The sequence below is a fragment of the Hoyosella rhizosphaerae genome (genome assembly GCF_014643175.1).
In the GTDB taxonomy this organism is placed as follows: Bacteria; Actinomycetota; Actinomycetes; order Mycobacteriales; family Mycobacteriaceae; genus Lolliginicoccus; species Lolliginicoccus rhizosphaerae.
Genome location: NZ_BMJH01000003.1, coordinates 100,145 through 118,800 on the forward strand (window position 1 = coordinate 100,145; position 18,656 = coordinate 118,800).

The following is an 18,656-nucleotide window of genomic DNA, read 5'->3' on the forward strand; positions in this document are numbered from 1 at the left end:
TGTCTCACTCATACCACTCACCGCGACGGTGAGGGGCCGAACGCGGTTGGTTGGACCCCCGAGAGTTCGACCCCCGAGTGTTGGAACCCCGAGAGTTCGCCCCCCGTGAGTTCGATTGCGGCGCTCGCACACGCGGATCGACTCTGTTGGGCGGGTCGTCGTAATAGCGGTGGTGCGGGTACGCACTGTTCGTGCTGGCATTTCCGCCACTGGAGCGCGATTGCGGATTGCGTCGCGGTCGGTGCGCAGCCACAGGTGGCGGACATGGCGGGTCACGGTAATAGCGCGGGTTCACGTACTCATCAGCAAAAACGTCGTGCGGTACGCCGTAGCGGCGCGCATCGTCGTAGTCAGCGCGAGATGGCTCACGCCGTTGTATGGGCTTGGGCGGCTGGTATTTCTCCGGCAGCGGGAGCCGCAGAATTTTCGGCCCCTTTCCATTTTTCGAAGCTAAGCGCAGAGCCGCGATCGCCTCGGGTTCATGTCTAGCGGCGTTCGCCATCAACCCGAACATCAACAATGTTAGAACTGTCGAGCTACCGCCTGCGGAAATCAGCGGCAACTGCAACCCCGTAACAGGCAAAAGGCCCACAACGTAACCCAGGTTGATAAAAGCCTGTCCAATGATCCACACCGTCGACGTCGCCACAAACAATCGCAAGAATGGATCGACTGAGCGGGCTGCAATTCGAAGACCTGTGTAGGTAAATAGAGCAAAAATTCCGAGGACAGCTACTGCCCCGACGAATCCGAGTTCCTCACCAATGATGGCAAAAATGAAGTCGTTGTGCGCTTCAGGTAGAAACTTCCATTTCGCCCTACTTTGCCCCAGTCCTACGCCGAATAACCCACCATCCGCCAAGGAAAACTTTGCCTGCCGCGCCTGATAGCTGGCTCCGAGTGGGTCATCATCCGCGTTAAAGAATGAGCGGAGCCGCTGCGTGCGATACCCCTCAGCGACAGCCATCACCATCGCGACCGACAGAATAGATCCGACACCGACCACAAAGTATCCAAGAGGAAGGCCGGCAAACCACAACAGAGAAAGCAGAATGAAGAACAGCACAACGAGCGTGCTGAAGTCCGGTTGCAGGGCAACCAATGTGAAGATAATTAGCGCTCCAGGCACAAGCGGAATCAGCATGTCACGCACATTTCGGGTGCGCACTCCGCGGTCAGCGAGAAGTACAGCGCCCCACAAGGCGAGCGAAATTTTAGCGAGCTCGGACGGCTGGAACGCGAATGGCCCTACGTGGAACCAACTTCGGGCACCGTTGACCAGCACACCGATACCCGGCACAAGTACGAGAGCCAAAAGAATCGCGGTTAAAACCAAGCCAAGAAATGCTGTCCTGCGCAGAACTCGCACGGGGGTTCGCAAAGCAAGGTAGAAAGCAATCCAACCGACAGCGATAAAGACGAGCTGCCGTATGAACATCGAGTAGGCGGAACCTGATCGAGTGTATTCGGACACGCTCGACGCTGACAGCACCATCACGAGTCCGAGGATCGACAACAGGGCCGCTATGGAGAGAATAAGGTGAAACGACGCGAGGGGCCTATCGAGCCACGCGCCGAATCTAGTGACCAGTGCGGTACGAAGGCCTGGCCGCCCGATTCCTGCTCGGGCCATCAGGGATGCGCCCCCAGTTGGGCTAGCGCACTCACCGCGGATGCAAAGCTACGCCCTCGATGGCCGTAGTCGCGGAACATGTCGAGTGATGCCGCAGAAGGAGCGAGCACAACAGTGTCACCGGGTTCAGCGAGTTGCGCCGCCGAATACACCGCAAGTCGCATGACGTCATCAGCTGAGTTCCCGCCCGGTGTGTGTCCACCGGTTGAGTCCGCTCCTGGCGGCACGTGCGCGGGCAATGCCGAGTTGCGGCGCCCGTTGTGAATCAAAGTTGCTGTCACGGTTCCATCGTCGCCCGCGATGACCTCGACTACGGGAACATCGGGGGCGTGTCGCGCGATTGTGTCACCGATCTGTCGACGATCGACACCAATGACCACCGCACCAACGAGTTGCTCGCGCACCGCGGGAACGAGTTCCTCGACTGATGCGCCCTTCAATTGTCCGCCCGCAACCCACACCACTCGGGGGTACGTCGTCAGTGACGCATGAGCGGCGTGCGGGTTTGTTGCTTTGGAGTCGTCCACGTAGCGCACACCGCGGACTTCGGCCACGAAAGCGTTGCGGTGCGGGCCTGTTTCGTGTGTACGCAGTCCTTCGGCGATGGCGTCGGCGCTGACGCCGATTGCGCGGGCGAGCGCCGCCGCGGCGAGACCATCGAGCACACCGGGCCGACCATTTGGTTGGATGTCAGCTGCGGGCATGATGCCGTCCGCGTCACCGAATGCGCGGTCGATTACAGTTCCGTCGACGATTCCAATTTCATTCTCGGCGGGTGAATCAAGCCGGAAACCAACCGTGCGCTCGGCTTGTGATCGTGACACGAGACTTGCCGCGACTGGGTCGTCGAGACCAAGGACACCGACCTTGCCTGTCAGTACCTGAAGTTTTGCATCCACATAAGCTTGCATTGAGCCATGCCAGTCAAGGTGGTCTTCTGCGATGTTCAGAATGACACCAGCCTCGGGGCGAAGTGATGGCGCCCAATGTAGCTGGAACGACGACAGTTCGACGGCCAGCACATCAACCCGCGCACCGGAACCTTCGGATGCCCCAGTAAATAGCGCGTCGAGAATCGGAAGGCCGATGTTCCCGCAGGCGGCGCTCGACAAGCCCGCTGCGCGCAGAACCGAGTGCAGCATTGTGGTCGTTGTTGTTTTCCCGTTGGTGCCTGTAATTGCCAACCAAGTTCGCGGCGGCCCAAGAATCCCTGATTGATCTAGTCGCCAAGCAAAGTCGACATCGCCCCACACAGGGAGACCACGTTCGTGGGCCAGGACAAGAAGCGGCGAGTCGGGTTTCCAGCCTGGGCTAGTAACGACCAGTTGGTAGCCGTCGAGAGTTTCGGATGTAGGCGAGTTGTCGGGATCAAGCAGGAGACCGCGAGCGCCGAGTTCGACAGCCGGTTCGAGCGCTTTTTCGCGCGAGTCCGCGATTGTTACGTCCGCGCCGAGGGAGAGCAGGGCTCTGACTGTGGCGATGCCGGAAACTCCCGCACCGGCGACGAGAACTGACAGGTTAGCGAACTGGTCAAACGTAGGTGATGCAGGATTTGTACTCACAGTCCCCCCGATGCCGCAACCCATTCGCCATAGAACAAGCCGACGCCAAGAGCCGCAGCGATAGCCGTGAGCAGCCAGAATCTAATGATTACCGTGGTTTCTGCCCATCCACCAAGTTCGAAGTGATGATGGAATGGGGCCATCCGGAATACCCGTCGGCCAGTGGTTCGGAATACTGCGATCTGAATGACGACTGAGAGGAACTCTGCGACGAAGATTGCGCCGAGAACGATCATCAGGAGTGCGGTGTGAGTGGTCAGCGATACACCTGCGATCAGACCACCGAGTGCCAACGATCCTGTGTCACCCATAAAGATCTTGGCTGGTGCCGCGTTCCACCAGAGGAAGCCCACACAGGCGCCCGCAGCTGCGGCGCAAAGAATCGCGATATCGAGCGGATCACGGACGTTGTAGCAGCCTGGCTCAGGTGCAACAATCTGACATGAGTTTCGGTACTGCCAGAACGTGATAATGACGTAGGCGCCAACCACCATTGCGGTGGTGCCCGCGGCGAGACCATCGAGACCGTCTGTGAAGTTCACTGCGTTCGACCATGCCGTCACAACGAAGTAGACGAAGATGATGAACAGCAAAGCGCCCATCGACACTGTGGTGATTTCACGCACGTAGGACAGGTTTGGGCTAGCGGGTGTGAGGCCATCGTCATTGCGGAACTGCAGCAGCAGCACACCGAAGACAACGGCAGCGACAAGTTGACCCACAAGCTTCGAAGTCTTGTTCAGCCCGAGGTTGCGTTGCTTGCGAATTTTGATGAAGTCGTCGAGAAAACCGACACCGGCGAGCATGGTGGTAAGCCCAAGAACCAACATGCCCGATGCAGTTGGCCCATCGCCGTCGATACCAACGCCGAACAGGTGTGAGCCCCAATATCCAGCCCAAATACCAGCAACTATGGCAACGCCACCCATTGATGGGGTGCCACGTTTAGCCTGATGCGACTGTGGTCCTTCGACGCGGATCTCTTGCCCGAAGCCTTGTTTGGAGAACGCTCGAATTAGAAATGGTGTGAGCAGTATGGACACAACGAGGGCTAAGCCACCCGCAATCAGTACCTGTGTCACTGTGTACTCTCCGTTCTCTCTGCCACATCAGCGGGCAGTGCCTGCGATTGCGCAAGAAGCGCATCGGCGACAACCCACAAGCCGATTGCCTTGGACGCTTTAACCAACACAACATCTCCCGGTTCAAGTTCGTCGACTAGAACGTCGAGCGCAGCTGCGGGATCGTCAACAAGAATAGATTCGTTGTTGAACGACCCTTCCATCACCGCCCCTTGATGCATTGCGTGCGACGGGCGACCGGTCCCCACCACAACAAGCTTGTCAATCAGTAGACGAACAGCTTGGCGCCCAATGCGATCGTGTTCGACAACGGAATCATCACCTAGTTCGCCCATTTCCCCCAAAATCGCCCAGCAACGACGGCGGGTCCCGCCCGATCGTGCCATTGTCACGAGGGCTTTCAGCGCAGCGCGAACTGAGTCTGGGTTGGCGTTGTATGAGTCATTGATGACGGTGACACCATCGGGACGCGTGGATACCTCCATGCGTCGACCGGACACCCCTTTCGCATCCCCTAGCGATGCGGCTATCGCGGGCAGGGTCGCGCCACATTCGAGGGCGACAGCTGCTGCGCTCAACGCATTCGTTATGAGGTGTTCACCGTGGACTGCCAGCTTGACTGGGATTTCGCCCTGCGGCGTGACCATCGTGAATGACGCCCGCGCTTGTTCGTCCATCGTTATGTCGACAGCTCGTATGTGCGCCTTTTCAGACTGGCCGACGAAAACGACCCTGGCCGATGTTCGCTGCGCCATCGCGGCGACTAGAGCGTCGTCAATGTTTAGGATCGCGACGCCGCCTTGCTCCGCGGACGGGAGCGACTCCGGAAGTTCGCCCTTAGTTTGTGCAATGACTTCGCGGCTCCCGAACTCGCCGAGATGTGCGGTCCCCACATTCAGCACGACCCCAATTTTGGGAGGTGCAGTTCGCGCTAGCGCAGCAATGTGCCCTGGGCCACGGGCCGACATTTCGAGGACTAGGAAATCTGTGTCGGGTGTGGCCCGAAGTGCTGTCCACGGGTGCCCAATTTCATTGTTGAACGACCCTGGAGGCGCAATCACCTCACCTAGCGGCGTCAAGGCTGCGGCAATGAGGTCCTTTGTTGATGTCTTCCCCGCTGAACCAGTCACGCCGACCACTGTCAAACCATGCTCTGCGCTCAAGCGGTCAACACTTCCCCGGGCGAGTTTCGCGAACCCAGCAAGCACTGCAGCGCCTGAGCCATCCGTGTCGTGCTCAAGTGCCATCGCAGTCCCAGCCCACCCAGATTCACTTGATTCCGCGGATGACGACGGTGGTACAACGATCGCTGGAACACCGACTGGACGCGCGGCGAGCACCGCGATCGCGCCAGCTGCGACGGCTTTGTCAGCAAATTCGTGGCCGTCCACGGTCGCTCCAGGGAGTGCCAGGAACAGCGACCCTTCGGTGACTTTTCTGGAGTCGAACTCAACAGGGCCTAAAACGACCACTGAGTCATCAGGCACGTCGTGAAGGGTTCCGCCAACGATTTCGGCTATGTCGCGCAATGTCATGGGGATCATGGATTTACTCCGCCCAAGATGGAGTCGATGGCGGAGGCTAGGACTATCCGATCGTCGAACGGTTGTTTCACTCCAAGTACTTCCTGTCCCGATTCGTGGCCTTTACCTGCGACCACTACGACGTCATCGCCGACCCCATGGGTACCTACCCACCGAACGGCGTCACCAATTGCCTCGCTACGGTCAGCAATTTCACGAATGATTGCTCGTTCATTCTCTGGCACCCGGCGGGCACCGGCGGCGAGCTCTGCTCTAATTTCAGAAGGATCCTCGTCGCGCGGATTGTCGTCAGTGATCACAAAATAGTCACTGCCACGAGCTCCGGCCTCGCCCATCGGGGTCCGTTTTCCTGCGTCACGGTTACCACCGGCGCCAAGTACGAGAGCTATCTTCCCCGACGTTTGTGCCCGCAATGTTGCAAGCACTGCCTCCACTGCGCCCGGTTTATGCGCGTAGTCAACAACAGCAAGAAATTGCTGTCCCCTATCAACTCGCTCCATTCGCCCAGGAACTTGCACTTTTGCAAGCCCCTCGACAACGGATGCTGCGGGTATTCCAACGGCGTCAAGCAATGCCACCGATAGAATCGCGTTGGCGACGTTGTACCGACCTGGCAGCAATATCGACACCACGTGTTGCGTGCCATCAGCAGCTTCTGCGGTGAACCTTTGCACTCCCACACCAGTTACTTCAGGCGCACGCGCGATCCAGTCCGCAGCATGCCCATCGGCGGACACCGTCGTCACATCGCCAATTGCGCGGCGAGCCATTTCGCTGCCCCAGTCGTCGTCAACACACACCACCGCTCGACGTGCGGGCGCGCGTACCTTGCCATCAAACAGCTGGGCTTTGGTGGAAAAGTAGTCGTCTAGGTCACTGTGGAAGTCGAGGTGGTCTTGCGAAAGGTTCGTGAATCCGCCTACGGCAAACTCGCATGCGTCAACTCTGCCCAGTGCAAGCGCGTGGCTTGATACTTCCATCACGACGTAGTCAATTCCGCGCTCCACCATCACGGCGAGCAGCGCCTGCAACTGTGGCGCTTCTGGTGTTGTCAGTGCGCTTGGAATAGGAACTCCGTCAATGCGGGTTTCTACAGTGCCGATGAGTCCCGCACGGTAGCCAGCTGCCGCGATACCGCCTTCCACGAGGTACGCGGTGGTTGTTTTCCCAGATGTGCCTGTGATGCCGATGAGGGTCAGCTTTTCCGATGGATTGTCGTAAATGCCGGCAGAGATCAGGCCCAGAACTGAACGTGGATTCTGGTGCACCAGGACTGGTATGTCCTTCGAGACAACGTCATCGATGATCGCAAGGCCCGCGTGATCGGTCAGCACAGCTACGGCTCCGCGCGCCACTGCGTCAGCGGCAAACGATGCGCCGTGCGCCTTAATTCCCGGAAGTGCCGCGAAGAGGTCTCCTTGGAGGATGTCTTGGGCGCGCAGTTCGACACCGCGCACCGTTGTACCACCGGGGTCGCCATGTAACAGTGCGTCTGAAAGGGTCGCGAGTGTCGCCAACGAAACGGGAGCGAGACTGTGCGGACGTGGCGTGCGAGGACGATCATCGTTGTGTGCGTGCGCCACCGGCCCGCTCCTCCCTACTTCAGTTCTCATCAATGACTCTGCAAGCCGACAATTGGGCAGCCCTAGCATTTGGGCCATATCAGTGCCGAGTTAGCGTACAGTGCCGAGTTCGCGTCCGGCACAAAGAAACGCTACCGGTCCCTTGTCACATTCGCAGGCTCCCTGGGAAACCGATCTGTTCACAGTAAATTTCGTGTGATTGTGGGTATTTTCAGGGTGCGCTTGTATCAAGGATCAGTTTTGGCGCTGGTGCGGACAGCGGCACATTGTCGCGTTGAAGCAACCAGGACGCGATCGTGTTAAACAGCGGCGCTGCTGACCGTCCGCCGCCGCCGTCAACATTTCTGACCGGTGCATCAAGCATGATCGCTATGACGTATCGAGGGTCGTCCGCTGGCGCAATTCCTGCGAAGGTCACCCAGTACATCGAGTTGGAATAGCATCCACAGTTCGGGTCAACCTGTTGGGCTGTACCGGTTTTTCCCGAAATTTGGTAGCCGGGAACTGCCGCTTGGGGTCCAGTTCCTTGCTGATAACCCATGGGATCGGACTGCACGACGCTACGGAACATATCGGTCACGACGCGAGCAGTTTCAGGACTTACCACCTCGACAGCTTCAGGCCGGGGCGTTTCTGCTCGGTGCCCTGAGGAATCAACTGTCGCGCTAATGATTCGTGGTGGGATCCGGACCCCGTCATTGCCGATGGCTTGGTAGATGCCAGCCATCTGCAGCAGTGTCATGGACATGCCCTGACCGATAGGCAAGTTGGCGAATGTTCCCCCGCCCCATTGATCGAGTGGTGGAACCATGCCGACACTTTCGCCGGGCAACTCGACACCGGTAGGCAGGCCTACACCGAATCGCCACAGCATTTCCGCGAAACGTTCTTCGCCGATCCGCTCGGCGAGCATCAGCGTCCCCACGTTCGAGGACTTTCCAAAAATTCCGGTGGTTGTGTACGGCACCACTCCGTGTACCCACGCGTCACGCACAGTGACACCGGCCATCCGGATTTGGCCGTCAACATCAAGTACCTCGTCCGGTGTGGTCAGGTCGTCTTCAATGGCTGCTGCGGCGGCAACAATTTTTGCCACCGAACCCGGCTCGAAGGGAGTGCTGATCGCGGGAATGCCAAGTTCGGCAATCTGATTCTCTGGGGCGCCGAGCCCGAGAGCTGGGTTGAACGTCCCGTCGTTAGCAATCGCCCGAATTTCTCCAGTGTGGACATCCATAACCATCGCAGACGCTGCACGTGCACCCGACAGATCGACAGCACGTTGGGTGGCCTGCTGAACAAAGAATTGGATGTCGTTGTCAATGGTGAGCTCGACAGTCTTGCCATCCTGGGCCGGTTGAACATCCCTGGTACTTCCCGGGATTACCGCACCATCTTCGCTTCGGTCATAGGTTCGTGAACCATTTTGACCAGCTAGTTCGGTGTCCATGGATTTTTCCAGCCCGAGCAATCCGTGACCGTCCCACCCCGTCGAACCGATGACGTTGGCGGCAAGAGCACCGCCCGGATACTGACGAATGTCTTGCCGTTCCGAGCCAACTTCGGGGAATTCCTCCTGGATCGCCGTTGCAACCGCAGGATCAACGCTTCGTGCGAGATAGTGGAACGAGTCGTCACTAAGTATCTGACGACGCAGCGCCCGCTCCGAAACCTCGCCATCGAGGGCTGCTGATACGCCCCGCGCGATTTCCAGTAGGCGAGCCCGTGGCTCAGGTGCGTCGGTATTCAATTCAGCCAGTGCTTCGAGCTGTTCTCGAACGCGAACCGGCTGAAACGTCAATGCCCGCGCTTCTGTTGTAAAGGCCAGCATATTGCCGTGGCGATCCACAATTGCGCCTCGCTTAGCGGGATCGACCATGGCGACGGTACGTTGCTTAGCCGCCTCCGCGGACAACCGTGGAGCAGAAATGCCTTGCACATTGACTAACTGCACAACGATGAGACTCAAGGCGCAAAACATCACAAATCCGGCGACACGATAGCGTGGTCCGGATGGGTTTGATGCTCCCCCACGTTGCCGCGGAGAACTGGTTGGCTTTCGCTTACGTTGAGACTTTGTCACGGCTGTCCAAGAACATCGTCTCGAGCATTGGGATCACCCACGGGCAGAAGTAGCTCAGAGGGCTGTCCCTCGCGATCAATTTCGGGTAACTGACCGGGGTTTGGCAACTCGTCAATGGGGATGGGTATTGCAACCTCGAGTTCACGTTCCGCCGAACCGGAGCGCGGACCTGATTGATCTGGTCGCGAAGGTTGTGTGTTGAATGGAGGCAATGGTGACCCCGTTGCTGCGCGTGGCTCGCCCACTACTTTGACGTCGCCATTTGCTGCGACCACCAAATATGCCTGGTGCGGCGCCGGTACCATCCCGAGTTCGCCCGCGCGGCGCGCAAGCTCCGGTGCTGATTGCCCGAGCTCAACATCGCGTAGCAATGCTTCGCGCGTTTCGGAAAGCTTCTTCGTGTGCATTTTCGCCTCAGAAATTTGATATGCCTGCTGCGCTGCTTGTGTTGACAGCAGGAGTGTCAACGCAAGCCCCGCTACTAGCATCGCAATAATGAGCGCCACGAAGGGGATACGACTCGCCCTTTGTTTCACAGCCCGGGCGAGCGGTGCTTGCCCCGGCTTAGTGTCACCGAAGCGAACTGAGCGTTTTGCGTAGGCTCGTCGGGCCGCGGGCGAGAGCGCCTGAGAGGCTGGTCGCCCACTTCGACGTTTCTGGTCTCGACTTCTGCGTGGCGGAGTTAGAGTCGTCATCATTCTCTCCTAGCAATACGTTCAGCCGCACGTAACCTCACAGGCAACGAGCGTGGATTCACAGCGGCTTCCTCTTCCGAAGCGCGCTCGGCGCCTCGTGTGAGAAGACGAAACTCGGGGCCGGCGCCCGGCAGTTCGACAGGCAGCCCGTGCGGGGTACGAGACTTGATTCGTTCGGCAAGCGCACGTTTGACGATGCGGTCTTCCAGCGAGTGATACGACATAAAAACGACACGACCGCCCACTGTCAGTGCGTCACACGCGGGGTCAATAACATTGTTCAGCGCATCGAGCTCTCCATTGACTTCAATGCGCAGGGCCTGGAAGGTCCGCTTGGCAGGGTGGCCACCTGTACGCCTCGTTGCGGCAGGAATCGCCCGGTAAAGCAGCTCCACGAGAGGCGCACTGGTCGTGAACGGTTGCGACACCCTTTGCTTCACGATTTCTGACGCGATGCGGCCAGCAAACCGTTCTTCGCCATAGGTCGACAAAACTCGAGCCAGTTCGCCATGGCTATACGTATTCAGCACGTCAGCCGCAGTTGGGCCTGTGGTGGTGTCCATGCGCATATCTAGCGGTGCGTCGATGGAATAGGCGAACCCGCGGTCTTTTTCATCGAGTTGCATCGACGACACACCGAGGTCGAAGAGCACGCCGTCGACCGAACCAATGTCATCCAGACCGGCTTCGTGCAATGCCTCCGCGAAACCGTCGAACCGGGTGTGCACAAAAGTAATTCGGTCCTTGAAGCGTGCCAGTCTTTCTTTCGCCAAGGTCAGCGCCGTGGTATCGCGATCGAGGCCTATGAGACGCAGTTCGGGGAACATACTCAAGAAGCGCTCTGAGTGGCCGCCTAGCCCTAGAGTCGCGTCCACGAGAACTGCACCACGCCCCGAAGCGTTGATGCGCGTTAGTGCGGGACCAAGTAGTTCTTCAGCACGCCCCGCAAGCACGGGAATGTGGCGGTCCGCGGCCTTGAGCGGATGCTGAGGCACCTCGTCACTCATGGCAGCTCCTACAACATTGATGATTAGGCGGTCATTAACAGGTGTGGACGATTAGGAAGTGACTGCCACAGCCATTCGACTGCCACAGCCCTGGCGGGTGCTCCGTGGTCTCCATCCGGGTGGAGCACCTGGCGTTGGGGAAGTACGTCAGGGGGTCAACCGGATAGAGGCCGCGGTGCACCAACCACCACGCAATGGTGGATGTGGGCTCCTCAACTGTTCGACATGAACTAAAGAATCTCCTTCAGAACTTCGTCTGCAGCTTGCGAGTAGTCATCTTCGTTGTCAGATAGGTAGCTCTCCCAGGCTGTCGCATCCCAGATTTCGAGAAAGTCGACCGATCCGACGACAACGCATTCCTTCGACAATGTCGCCCATTTGCGGTGGGTTGAAGAAATCGAGATCCGCCCTTGCGCATCCAGATGCTGTTCGTCTGCGCCCGATGCCAAGCTGCGAATGAACGCGCGGGCTTGCGGATCACTTCTCGACATTGCAGAGGCTTTGCGTGCAAGTTCGAGAAATTCTGCGCGCGGGTATACGGCAAGGCTGTGGTCCTGGCCTTTTACAACCATCACACCTCCCACCAGTAGTTCCCGAAACTTTGCCGGCAATGTCAAGCGGCCTTTGTCGTCAAGCTTCGGTGTGTACGTGCCGAAGAACATGTCGTCGACACCTCCTCCACACCAGCCGCCTGTGCGGAACCTCAAGCGGTTCCACCGGGCACCACGTTACCCCACTTTCCCCCACCTGCAATTAAATACGGTCGTGTTGGGGATGGATATTTCGGCATTTTCTGAGCTAAGCGAGGTGGTGATCGGTGGGGCGCCGCACCCCGAAACATCGATGCGCACATTGGGTCGCCACCTCGCTTCGACGTGACGACGTGATCATGCGAGGTAAGCCGATCGCTAAAATGCCCCAAGGTGTCCAGGTGGGGAGAAGTGGGTGCATTGGCCCGAATTCACAACTGCCGTCTAGATAGACGAAAAGTGGGGCACCACGGATTCCCGTGATGCCCCACTTACTTACGTGTTGCTACTGTTCAAAACGCTTGCGGAAGCGCTCCTCCATGCGTTTTGAGAAACTTCCCGACGATCCCTTTGGGTTTCGCTTTGGCGCCGACTTCGGCCTGCCACCTTTGCTCGACCCAGGACCATTCTTAGGCGCTGTACCGTCGGCTGGCGACTCCGCATCTTCGGCGGAACCCCCACGCCCGTGGTTGCCCAGCAACGCCCATACTCCCGTGCTGAACATCACGAGAAAGCCTACAAAACTAACGATGGGGAATCCCCCCAGTGAGACTGGGAGCGCAACGCCTGCAATCAGAAGCACAAGCCCTAGTCCAAAAAGGGCAGCAAACTGGAACCGACGACGCGTCGACGGCCCCTGTGTACTCGCAGTGCGCACCTGAGATGCGAACTTCGGATCCTCAGCGTAGAGCGCGCTCTCGATTTGCTCAAGCATGCGCTGCTCGTGCTCGGAGAGTGGCACGTTCCCTCCCCCGAACTTGGTGGTGGAAGTCGCACCTGTGGCACGACGGGTTCCTAACTCGGAAGGAACCTACCACTATGATATGTCCTGATGCGACCTCGTACCACACTGATTAGCTATGCGTTTTGTCGCACTTTTTTCACTAGCACACTTACTCACCCCCTGGGCTGCTGGTTTAGTGATCTACATCACACTAGAATCCGGCAGTGACTCTGCACGCACGCGCATCACAGCACGGTGGGTGTCATCGAGGAAGTTTCCCACTTTCGTCAGCAAGTCGTCAGCTTCACCTGACGACAACGGCACACCCCCACCAACGTCGAGAACAGCTCGCCGCAAGGAATACTGAGAGAGCACCGTCGCCCACTCAGCCCACTCAGCCCCAATCCCCGCTAAGAGCTGCCATGCATTTCGCGATCGCCTCCCCCTGGTCGGCTTCGCCCCGTATAGCTCCTCCAGCGCGCCCGCACCACGAAGGGCCGACATGTAAGCCGCACGGAAACGATCTTCAACACACTCCGCATTCGAGGCTTCGGCAAACAAACTGTCCGCCCGGCGAAGCAGTCGTTCCGCGTGAAAAATCGCATGTCCAACACGCTGCGGCGAGGCGCAACTCAAGCGCTTAGTTGTAGATTGACGCATTGACTAACCTCCACACTTCCAGCCAAGCAGACCCCGCAGAACAGGCAGCCCCCGCCAGAACTTGAGACGTCGCCCAAACTTGGAACGGCGCAGCTCCGTTTCAGGCGGGTGCGATCTACTCGAACACTCGTTCGATGTATTGAATGTAACGAAACACTCTGACAAGAATCTGCACTTAAGGAGTCCCCCACTACCGTGCATCCCCTCGTGACCGACCTTTCGCCTTCGCAGCTGCGAGAGCGCCTCAATGAGGCACTGTCGATCTACGTTGCCGCCATGGGGTACCCGCCGTCCGTAGCGCGGCGGCGCGCGCCCATGTGGGCGGAGCATGCGTTGCGGCGTGGATGGAAAGCAACGGGAGCATTCACATCGGGAGTGGAGGCACTCACACATTTCGGACCGCAAACAAGACAGCCACGCGAAAACCCCAGCAATGCGCTAGTCGGCATCGCATACGGGTATTCGGGTGATTCCCAGCAATGGTGGTACCAGCAGGTTCGCAACGGAATCTGCGACGTTCGCGGAGTTGCTGCCGCAGACGTCGAACTCGAGGACTATTTTGAACTGACCGAGTTGCATATTCATCCGCTGGTGCAGGGCCGCAACCTTGGGCAAAGCCTACTGCTGCAACTACTAAACGGCGTTGATCACAAGCGCGTCCTACTCTCTACTCCCGAAATTGCAGGCGAAAGCAACCGTGCGTGGCGGCTATACCGCCGCCTAGGCTTCGACGACGTCCTCAGAAACTTTCGGTTTGACGGAGACCCCCGACCATTTGCCATCCTCGGTCGCTCGCTACCGGTGCAACCGCTCGAATGTTCAACGCCGTAGGCGGCAGCGGTCGCACACCGTCGCTCGACACTCGTTCACGTAATGTGGCGACACATGGGCGATGCGATCGTGATTGGTTCAGGGCACAACGCACTAGTTAGTGCTTGCTTCCTAGCACGCGAAGGCTGGAATGTGCAGGTCCTTGAACGCGACACTGTGATAGGCGGCGCAGTATCTACAGTGGAACGATTCCCCGGCCACAAGGTCGACCGCGGTTCGTCGGCTCACTTGATGATCCGACACAGTGGGATCATCGAAGAACTCAACCTGTCCAACTTCGGATTGTCGTATATAGATTGCGATCCTTGGGCCTTTGCACCGACCGAACCCGGTTCCGCTCGCCCCGGAATTGTCTTCTGGCGTGATATTGACGATACGTGCGCGTCTATTGCTAATGCCTGCGGGGCCAGCGAGGCCCGCGCCTATCGCCGGTTTGTCGATGTATGGGGGCCACGCAGCAAAAAGGTCATGCAAGCGTTTTCGTTGCCGCCGAGTCCGCGCAACCTCATTCGGTCGTTTTGGGGGCTAGACACAGGTGGTGACCCCGCAGAATTGTCACGCTCATTCATGGCGTCCGGCGATGCGCTGTTAGACGAGTTCTTCACGGATGAGCACCTTAAAGCTGCGTTAGCGTGGTTCGGCGCACAATCTGGTCCACCAATGTCGGAACCAGGCAGTGCACCAATGGTCGGCTTCGCCGCACTCATGCATTCACTTCCGCCAGGACGAGCGGTGGGAGGGAGTGGGGCACTCACAGTCGCCCTGGCTCAACGGCTACGGAGCGACGGCGGACATATCGTTTCGGGCGACGGGGCTGTGAGCGTCGAGAGGTTCGGCAAAGAGTGGGTTGTCACTACCGAATCTGGTCGCCGGTTCCAAGCCCCCGTGGTCATCGCTGGCTGCCATGTGTTGACTACCATCGGCCTGCTTGCGAACGGCGGATTCGACGACGAACGCTTGGACCAATGGAAACGGCGCATCAGAGTTGGTTCCGGGTTGGGGATGGCTGTGCGCCTGCGCACAAGCGCGCTGCCTCAGTATCCCTCAGCAGCCGACAACGCTGACGCGGTTCTATCGAGCCTGCAGCTGCTCACCACGGATCGTGCACATCTACGAAGATCACATGGCGCAATGTTGGCTGGCGATCTCCCGGAACGCCCAGTGACGTTGGCTATGAGCTTCAGCGCCATCGATCCCACGTTAGTTCCGGCTGGAGAACACCAAATTACGCTGTGGTCGCAATGGCATCCGTTTAACCCGGCCGCCTCGTGGGAGGACGCTGGGGACGATGCGGCCGATCGCATCGTCGCCGAGCTCGAAAGGTACGCCCCCGGCTTCGAAAGCAGCGTTCTAGATCGCTATGTACAGACTCCGCAGGCGCTACAAGACGAACTCGGACTCATTGGCGGCAATGTTATGCATGTTGAAATGAGCCTCGACCAGATGATGCTGTGGCGCCCCGCTTCCGCCTTGTCACAGCATCGGGTGCCCGGCGCTCCTGGAATGTATTTGACAGGCGCATCGACACATCCGGGTGGTGGCGTCTCAGGTTTTAGTGGCAGGTCGGCCGCACGCCTGGCCTTAGAGGATGCGCGCCTCGGTGCGATGAGACGGAGGTTCGCTTGGCCCGCATAAGGCAGATTCCTCTGGTCCTTGCGGCCGTTGCCGTACTCACCCAGATTGCCTACCCAATCACGTCTGGCTCGGTCAACGACGCTGTCACCGTAGCTGTTGTCACCCTGCTCGCAGCGACGGCGTTTGTGCACGCATGGATAACTCGTGGACCGCGTTTCCTTGTCACACTTGTGGTCGCTGCCACCGGCGTTGGCTTCGCAGCCGAGGTTGTAGGAGTTGCAACTGGTTTTCCTTTCGGTTGCTACGAATATGCACTCGACCGGCTTGGCCCCAACCTGGCTGATGTTCCGTTGGTTGTTCCACTGGCGTGGGCTGGTGGCAGCTATCCGATCTGGTGCGCAGTCTCAGCCGCCACTGCTGCGTTTGCGAGGCGATCGGGGCATACCCGCCGAGCAGCGATTCGTATCCCTGTCGTCGCGGCAACCATTGTTGGTTGGGACCTGTACTTGGACCCACAGATGGTCACTGCTGGGTACTGGACATGGTGTTCCGAGGGCCCACTGTTGCCGGGATTCGACATTCCGCTGACCAACTACCTAGGTTGGGCGCTCGTCGGTGTCATTGTGGCGACGGCATTAGAGATCGCTGAATCGTCAGACACCGTGCCGGATGGTGTGCGTTTGCGCAGAGACGCAGCACCGTTGATCCTATTTTTCTGGACGTGGCTAGGGTCTTTTGTTGCACACGCTGTGTTCCTGGCCCCCCAGATCGAAGACGCTGACTTGCGGATTTCCGCCGTATATGGCCTTATCGGCATGTCGGCGGCTGGTGTTCCACTAGTGATGTGGTGTGTCCGAAACTGGAGATTCATGTCACGGAAAGACCGCGACATGCACGGTCGCCGCACGCACGACGGTGCAGACCTGGCACGATAGTGCCGTGCCCGATTCATCTACGCCTCACTACGCCACGCCAATTAAGGCGACTCGCCGACGAGCTGCGCGTATCGCTCCTGCTGCGCTGTTGCTCGTGTCCCTCACCTTGCTGTTGACGGGATGTTTGCGTACTGACATTTCGCTCAGTATCTCGGAGGACGACCGAGTTTCCGGGCGCATTGTCGTTGCGCAGCTGGCTGACGATGAGGAGTCACTGGGTCCGCAGCTTCGAGTTCAGGATTCGTTGCGCACCCGAGTGAGAGTGCAGCCCTGGGCCGAAGATGGTTACGTTGGTAGCGACATGGTCTTTAACGGACTAAGTTTCGCTGACCTTCGCCAACTCGCGCTCTCGACGTCTGATGTCCCGGGCAACTTTGATGTTCGGCTCGTGCGGTCAGGTAGCACTGTGTCACTGACAGGTCGTGCGGACTTGCGCAATGCGCCCGAAGGGTCAGACGCCCGGGTGTCAGTCACCTTTCCGTCGAATATTGCTGCCACAAACGGTGAGAAGACCAGCGGGCGAACAGTCACGTGGAATCTCGCACCGGGTGAGCTGACAACGCTGCGCGCGGAGGCGACGTACACAGACCCGAATACTCGCAGTTTTGCAGGCTGGGCCGGATTCATGATCAGTTTGGCTGTCGCCGCGGCGGTGGTGGTTGGAGCTTTGGCGTGGTTCAACCGTGACCGGTCGCCCAAGCCAAGTGAACTCATGCATTGATGTGATGGCACGCCCTCGGCACTTAGGGAAGCATCGTGGCACTCGTAAATCGTGGCGAAAACTTGCTGCTTCCGTCGTAGCGATTGGATCAACTATCGCTGTGGGTAATGCGATTTTGGCGACAGCGAACACTGTCGCCACGCCTCGGCTTCCGACTGTTCCAATACGTGGTTCTCGTCGCCGCCATGATCGGATTGCAATATGCGTTCCTGCCCGCAACGAGGAAGAGTCGTTGCCGCGTCTCATTTCTGACCTCAAAGGTCAACGTGCGCAACTCGATCTGCGGGTAATAATTCTGGACGACAACTCAACGGATGCGACACTCGCTACTGCGAAACGTGCAGTGGGGTCAGATCCGCGATTTAAGGTTCTCTCCGGCACAGGGAATCCGCCGCCTGGCTGGGTTGGCAAGCAGTATGCGTGCCATCGACTAGCAGCACATGTCGATGGCATGGCGGATGAGGGCTGGGTCGCTGATGTGTTGGTTTTTCTCGACGCCGATGTTCGGCTGCAACCCGATGCAATAGAAAGATCTGTCGAGTATTTTGGTCGTACTGAGTCTGAGCTTGTGTCTGTTTGGCCCGCACAATGTGCGTTTACAGCGTCGGAAACTGTTGTACAACCGCTGCTGGCGTGGTCTTGGATGGCGTTCGCCCCCATGTGGATGACAAATCAAAGCACAAACCCAGACCATGCTGTGGCCTGTGGGCAGTTTCTTGTCATTGACCGGAACATATATAAGTCGGCCGGTGGTCATGCGGCTGTGAAAGATAGCCTTACCGAGGATCTTGATCTCGCCAGGCTCCTTCGGGGGAACGGTGTTGGCACGTCAGTGGTTCTTGCGTCAGGGCAGGCGCGTTGTCGAATGTACGACAGTGCGCGCGACTTGCACGCGGGATATACACGGTGGCTCGGCACTGCGTTCGGTGGCCCTGTGAAGTCCTGCACCATAGCTGCTGTTGCGACGCTTGCCTATATCGCGCCGCCGTTGCTGGCTGTGGGCGGCGGCGGTGCCGTGCGCCGCATCGGGATTGTGGGGTACACAGCAGCGGTAGCTTCCCGGATGATCGTGTGGTCCGCTGAACATCAGCGAACACCGACAATTGCCAGCTCAGCGAGTGCGGTGGCGCACCCACTCTCCACCGTTGCGTTTATCGGCCTTCTTGCGTCGTCACGATTCCGGCAAGTCCGCGGATCCACCTCGTGGAAGGGCCGGGCACTCCCGCAGGTGGCACAGATCTCCCAGCAAGAACTAGCCGCCCGATAGATCCGGGA

General features: G+C 58.6%; 16 protein-coding genes. 5 read left to right on the forward strand and 11 right to left on the reverse strand.

Annotated elements, in window-relative coordinates:
- Positions 1–4 precede the first annotated feature (4 nt).
- The 11 genes from ftsW to IEW73_RS12220 all read right to left on the reverse strand — a co-directional run bounded on the left by ftsW (position 5) and on the right by IEW73_RS12220 (position 13,319).
- Positions 5–1,633 carry a putative lipid II flippase FtsW gene (gene ftsW / locus IEW73_RS12170; RefSeq protein WP_188675412.1) on the reverse strand — a complete coding sequence of 543 codons (1,629 nt, stop codon included), beginning with the start codon at positions 1,631–1,633 and terminating at the stop codon, positions 5–7.
- Complete coding sequence (gene murD, locus IEW73_RS12175; protein ID WP_188675415.1) at positions 1,633–3,219, reverse strand: UDP-N-acetylmuramoyl-L-alanine--D-glutamate ligase; 1,587 nt, start codon at positions 3,217–3,219, stop codon at positions 1,633–1,635. The genes ftsW and murD overlap by 1 nt, the downstream gene beginning before the upstream one ends.
- On the reverse strand, positions 3,192–4,277 hold the full coding sequence (mraY, locus tag IEW73_RS12180) for a phospho-N-acetylmuramoyl-pentapeptide-transferase (protein WP_188675418.1): 1,086 nt from the start codon (positions 4,275–4,277) through the stop codon (positions 3,192–3,194). The genes murD and mraY overlap by 28 nt, the downstream gene beginning before the upstream one ends.
- A complete protein-coding gene (locus IEW73_RS12185) occupies positions 4,274–5,821 on the reverse strand; it encodes a UDP-N-acetylmuramoyl-tripeptide--D-alanyl-D-alanine ligase (protein ID WP_188675421.1) in 1,548 nt (515 codons plus the stop codon). Before IEW73_RS12185 ends, mraY begins: the two co-directional genes overlap by 4 nt.
- Entirely contained in the window at positions 5,818–7,434 is a 1,617-nt protein-coding gene (locus tag IEW73_RS12190) for a UDP-N-acetylmuramoyl-L-alanyl-D-glutamate--2,6-diaminopimelate ligase (RefSeq protein WP_188675424.1), read from the reverse strand. Before IEW73_RS12190 ends, IEW73_RS12185 begins: the two co-directional genes overlap by 4 nt.
- A gap of 181 nt (positions 7,435–7,615) precedes the next feature.
- Positions 7,616–9,382 carry a peptidoglycan D,D-transpeptidase FtsI family protein gene (locus tag IEW73_RS12195; protein ID WP_188676846.1) on the reverse strand — a complete coding sequence of 589 codons (1,767 nt, stop codon included), beginning with the start codon at positions 9,380–9,382 and terminating at the stop codon, positions 7,616–7,618.
- 98 nt (positions 9,383–9,480) lie between these two features.
- Positions 9,481–10,179, reverse strand: a complete 699-nt coding sequence (gene ftsL, locus IEW73_RS12200) for a cell division protein FtsL (protein WP_188675427.1) — start codon at positions 10,177–10,179, stop codon at positions 9,481–9,483.
- The gene (gene rsmH, locus IEW73_RS12205; protein WP_188675431.1) at positions 10,179–11,186 is read right to left on the reverse strand and encodes a 16S rRNA (cytosine(1402)-N(4))-methyltransferase RsmH; all 1,008 of its coding nucleotides are present in this window, start codon (positions 11,184–11,186) and stop codon (positions 10,179–10,181) included. The genes ftsL and rsmH overlap by 1 nt, the downstream gene beginning before the upstream one ends.
- A gap of 230 nt (positions 11,187–11,416) precedes the next feature.
- A complete protein-coding gene (gene mraZ / locus IEW73_RS12210) occupies positions 11,417–11,848 on the reverse strand; it encodes a division/cell wall cluster transcriptional repressor MraZ (RefSeq protein ID WP_188675434.1) in 432 nt (143 codons plus the stop codon).
- 373 nt (positions 11,849–12,221) lie between these two features.
- The gene (locus IEW73_RS12215; RefSeq protein ID WP_188675437.1) at positions 12,222–12,677 is read right to left on the reverse strand and encodes an SCO2097 family morphological protein; all 456 of its coding nucleotides are present in this window, start codon (positions 12,675–12,677) and stop codon (positions 12,222–12,224) included.
- Between the two features lie 183 nt (positions 12,678–12,860).
- Positions 12,861–13,319 (reverse strand): SAV_6107 family HEPN domain-containing protein, encoded by a 459-nt coding sequence (locus tag IEW73_RS12220; protein WP_188675440.1) that lies wholly within the window; start codon positions 13,317–13,319, stop codon positions 12,861–12,863.
- Positions 13,320–13,526: 207 nt separating this feature from the next.
- Between IEW73_RS12220 and IEW73_RS12225 the strand changes: the two genes are divergently transcribed.
- The 5 genes from IEW73_RS12225 to IEW73_RS12245 are packed head-to-tail and all read left to right on the forward strand — an operon-like array spanning position 13,527 to position 18,648.
- On the forward strand, positions 13,527–14,150 hold the full coding sequence (locus tag IEW73_RS12225) for a GNAT family N-acetyltransferase (RefSeq protein ID WP_229675984.1): 624 nt from the start codon (positions 13,527–13,529) through the stop codon (positions 14,148–14,150).
- 54 nt (positions 14,151–14,204) lie between these two features.
- The gene (locus IEW73_RS12230) at positions 14,205–15,785 is read left to right on the forward strand and encodes a phytoene desaturase family protein (RefSeq protein WP_188675443.1); all 1,581 of its coding nucleotides are present in this window, start codon (positions 14,205–14,207) and stop codon (positions 15,783–15,785) included.
- Positions 15,773–16,660, forward strand: a complete 888-nt coding sequence (locus IEW73_RS12235) for a carotenoid biosynthesis protein (protein WP_229675985.1) — start codon at positions 15,773–15,775, stop codon at positions 16,658–16,660. The genes IEW73_RS12230 and IEW73_RS12235 overlap by 13 nt, the downstream gene beginning before the upstream one ends.
- Positions 16,661–16,664: 4 nt before the next feature.
- Positions 16,665–17,381 (forward strand): LppM family (lipo)protein, encoded by a 717-nt coding sequence (locus IEW73_RS12240; protein WP_188675447.1) that lies wholly within the window; start codon positions 16,665–16,667, stop codon positions 17,379–17,381.
- Complete coding sequence (locus IEW73_RS12245; protein ID WP_229675986.1) at positions 17,344–18,648, forward strand: glycosyltransferase family 2 protein; 1,305 nt, start codon at positions 17,344–17,346, stop codon at positions 18,646–18,648. The genes IEW73_RS12240 and IEW73_RS12245 overlap by 38 nt, the downstream gene beginning before the upstream one ends.
- Positions 18,649–18,656 lie beyond the last annotated feature (8 nt).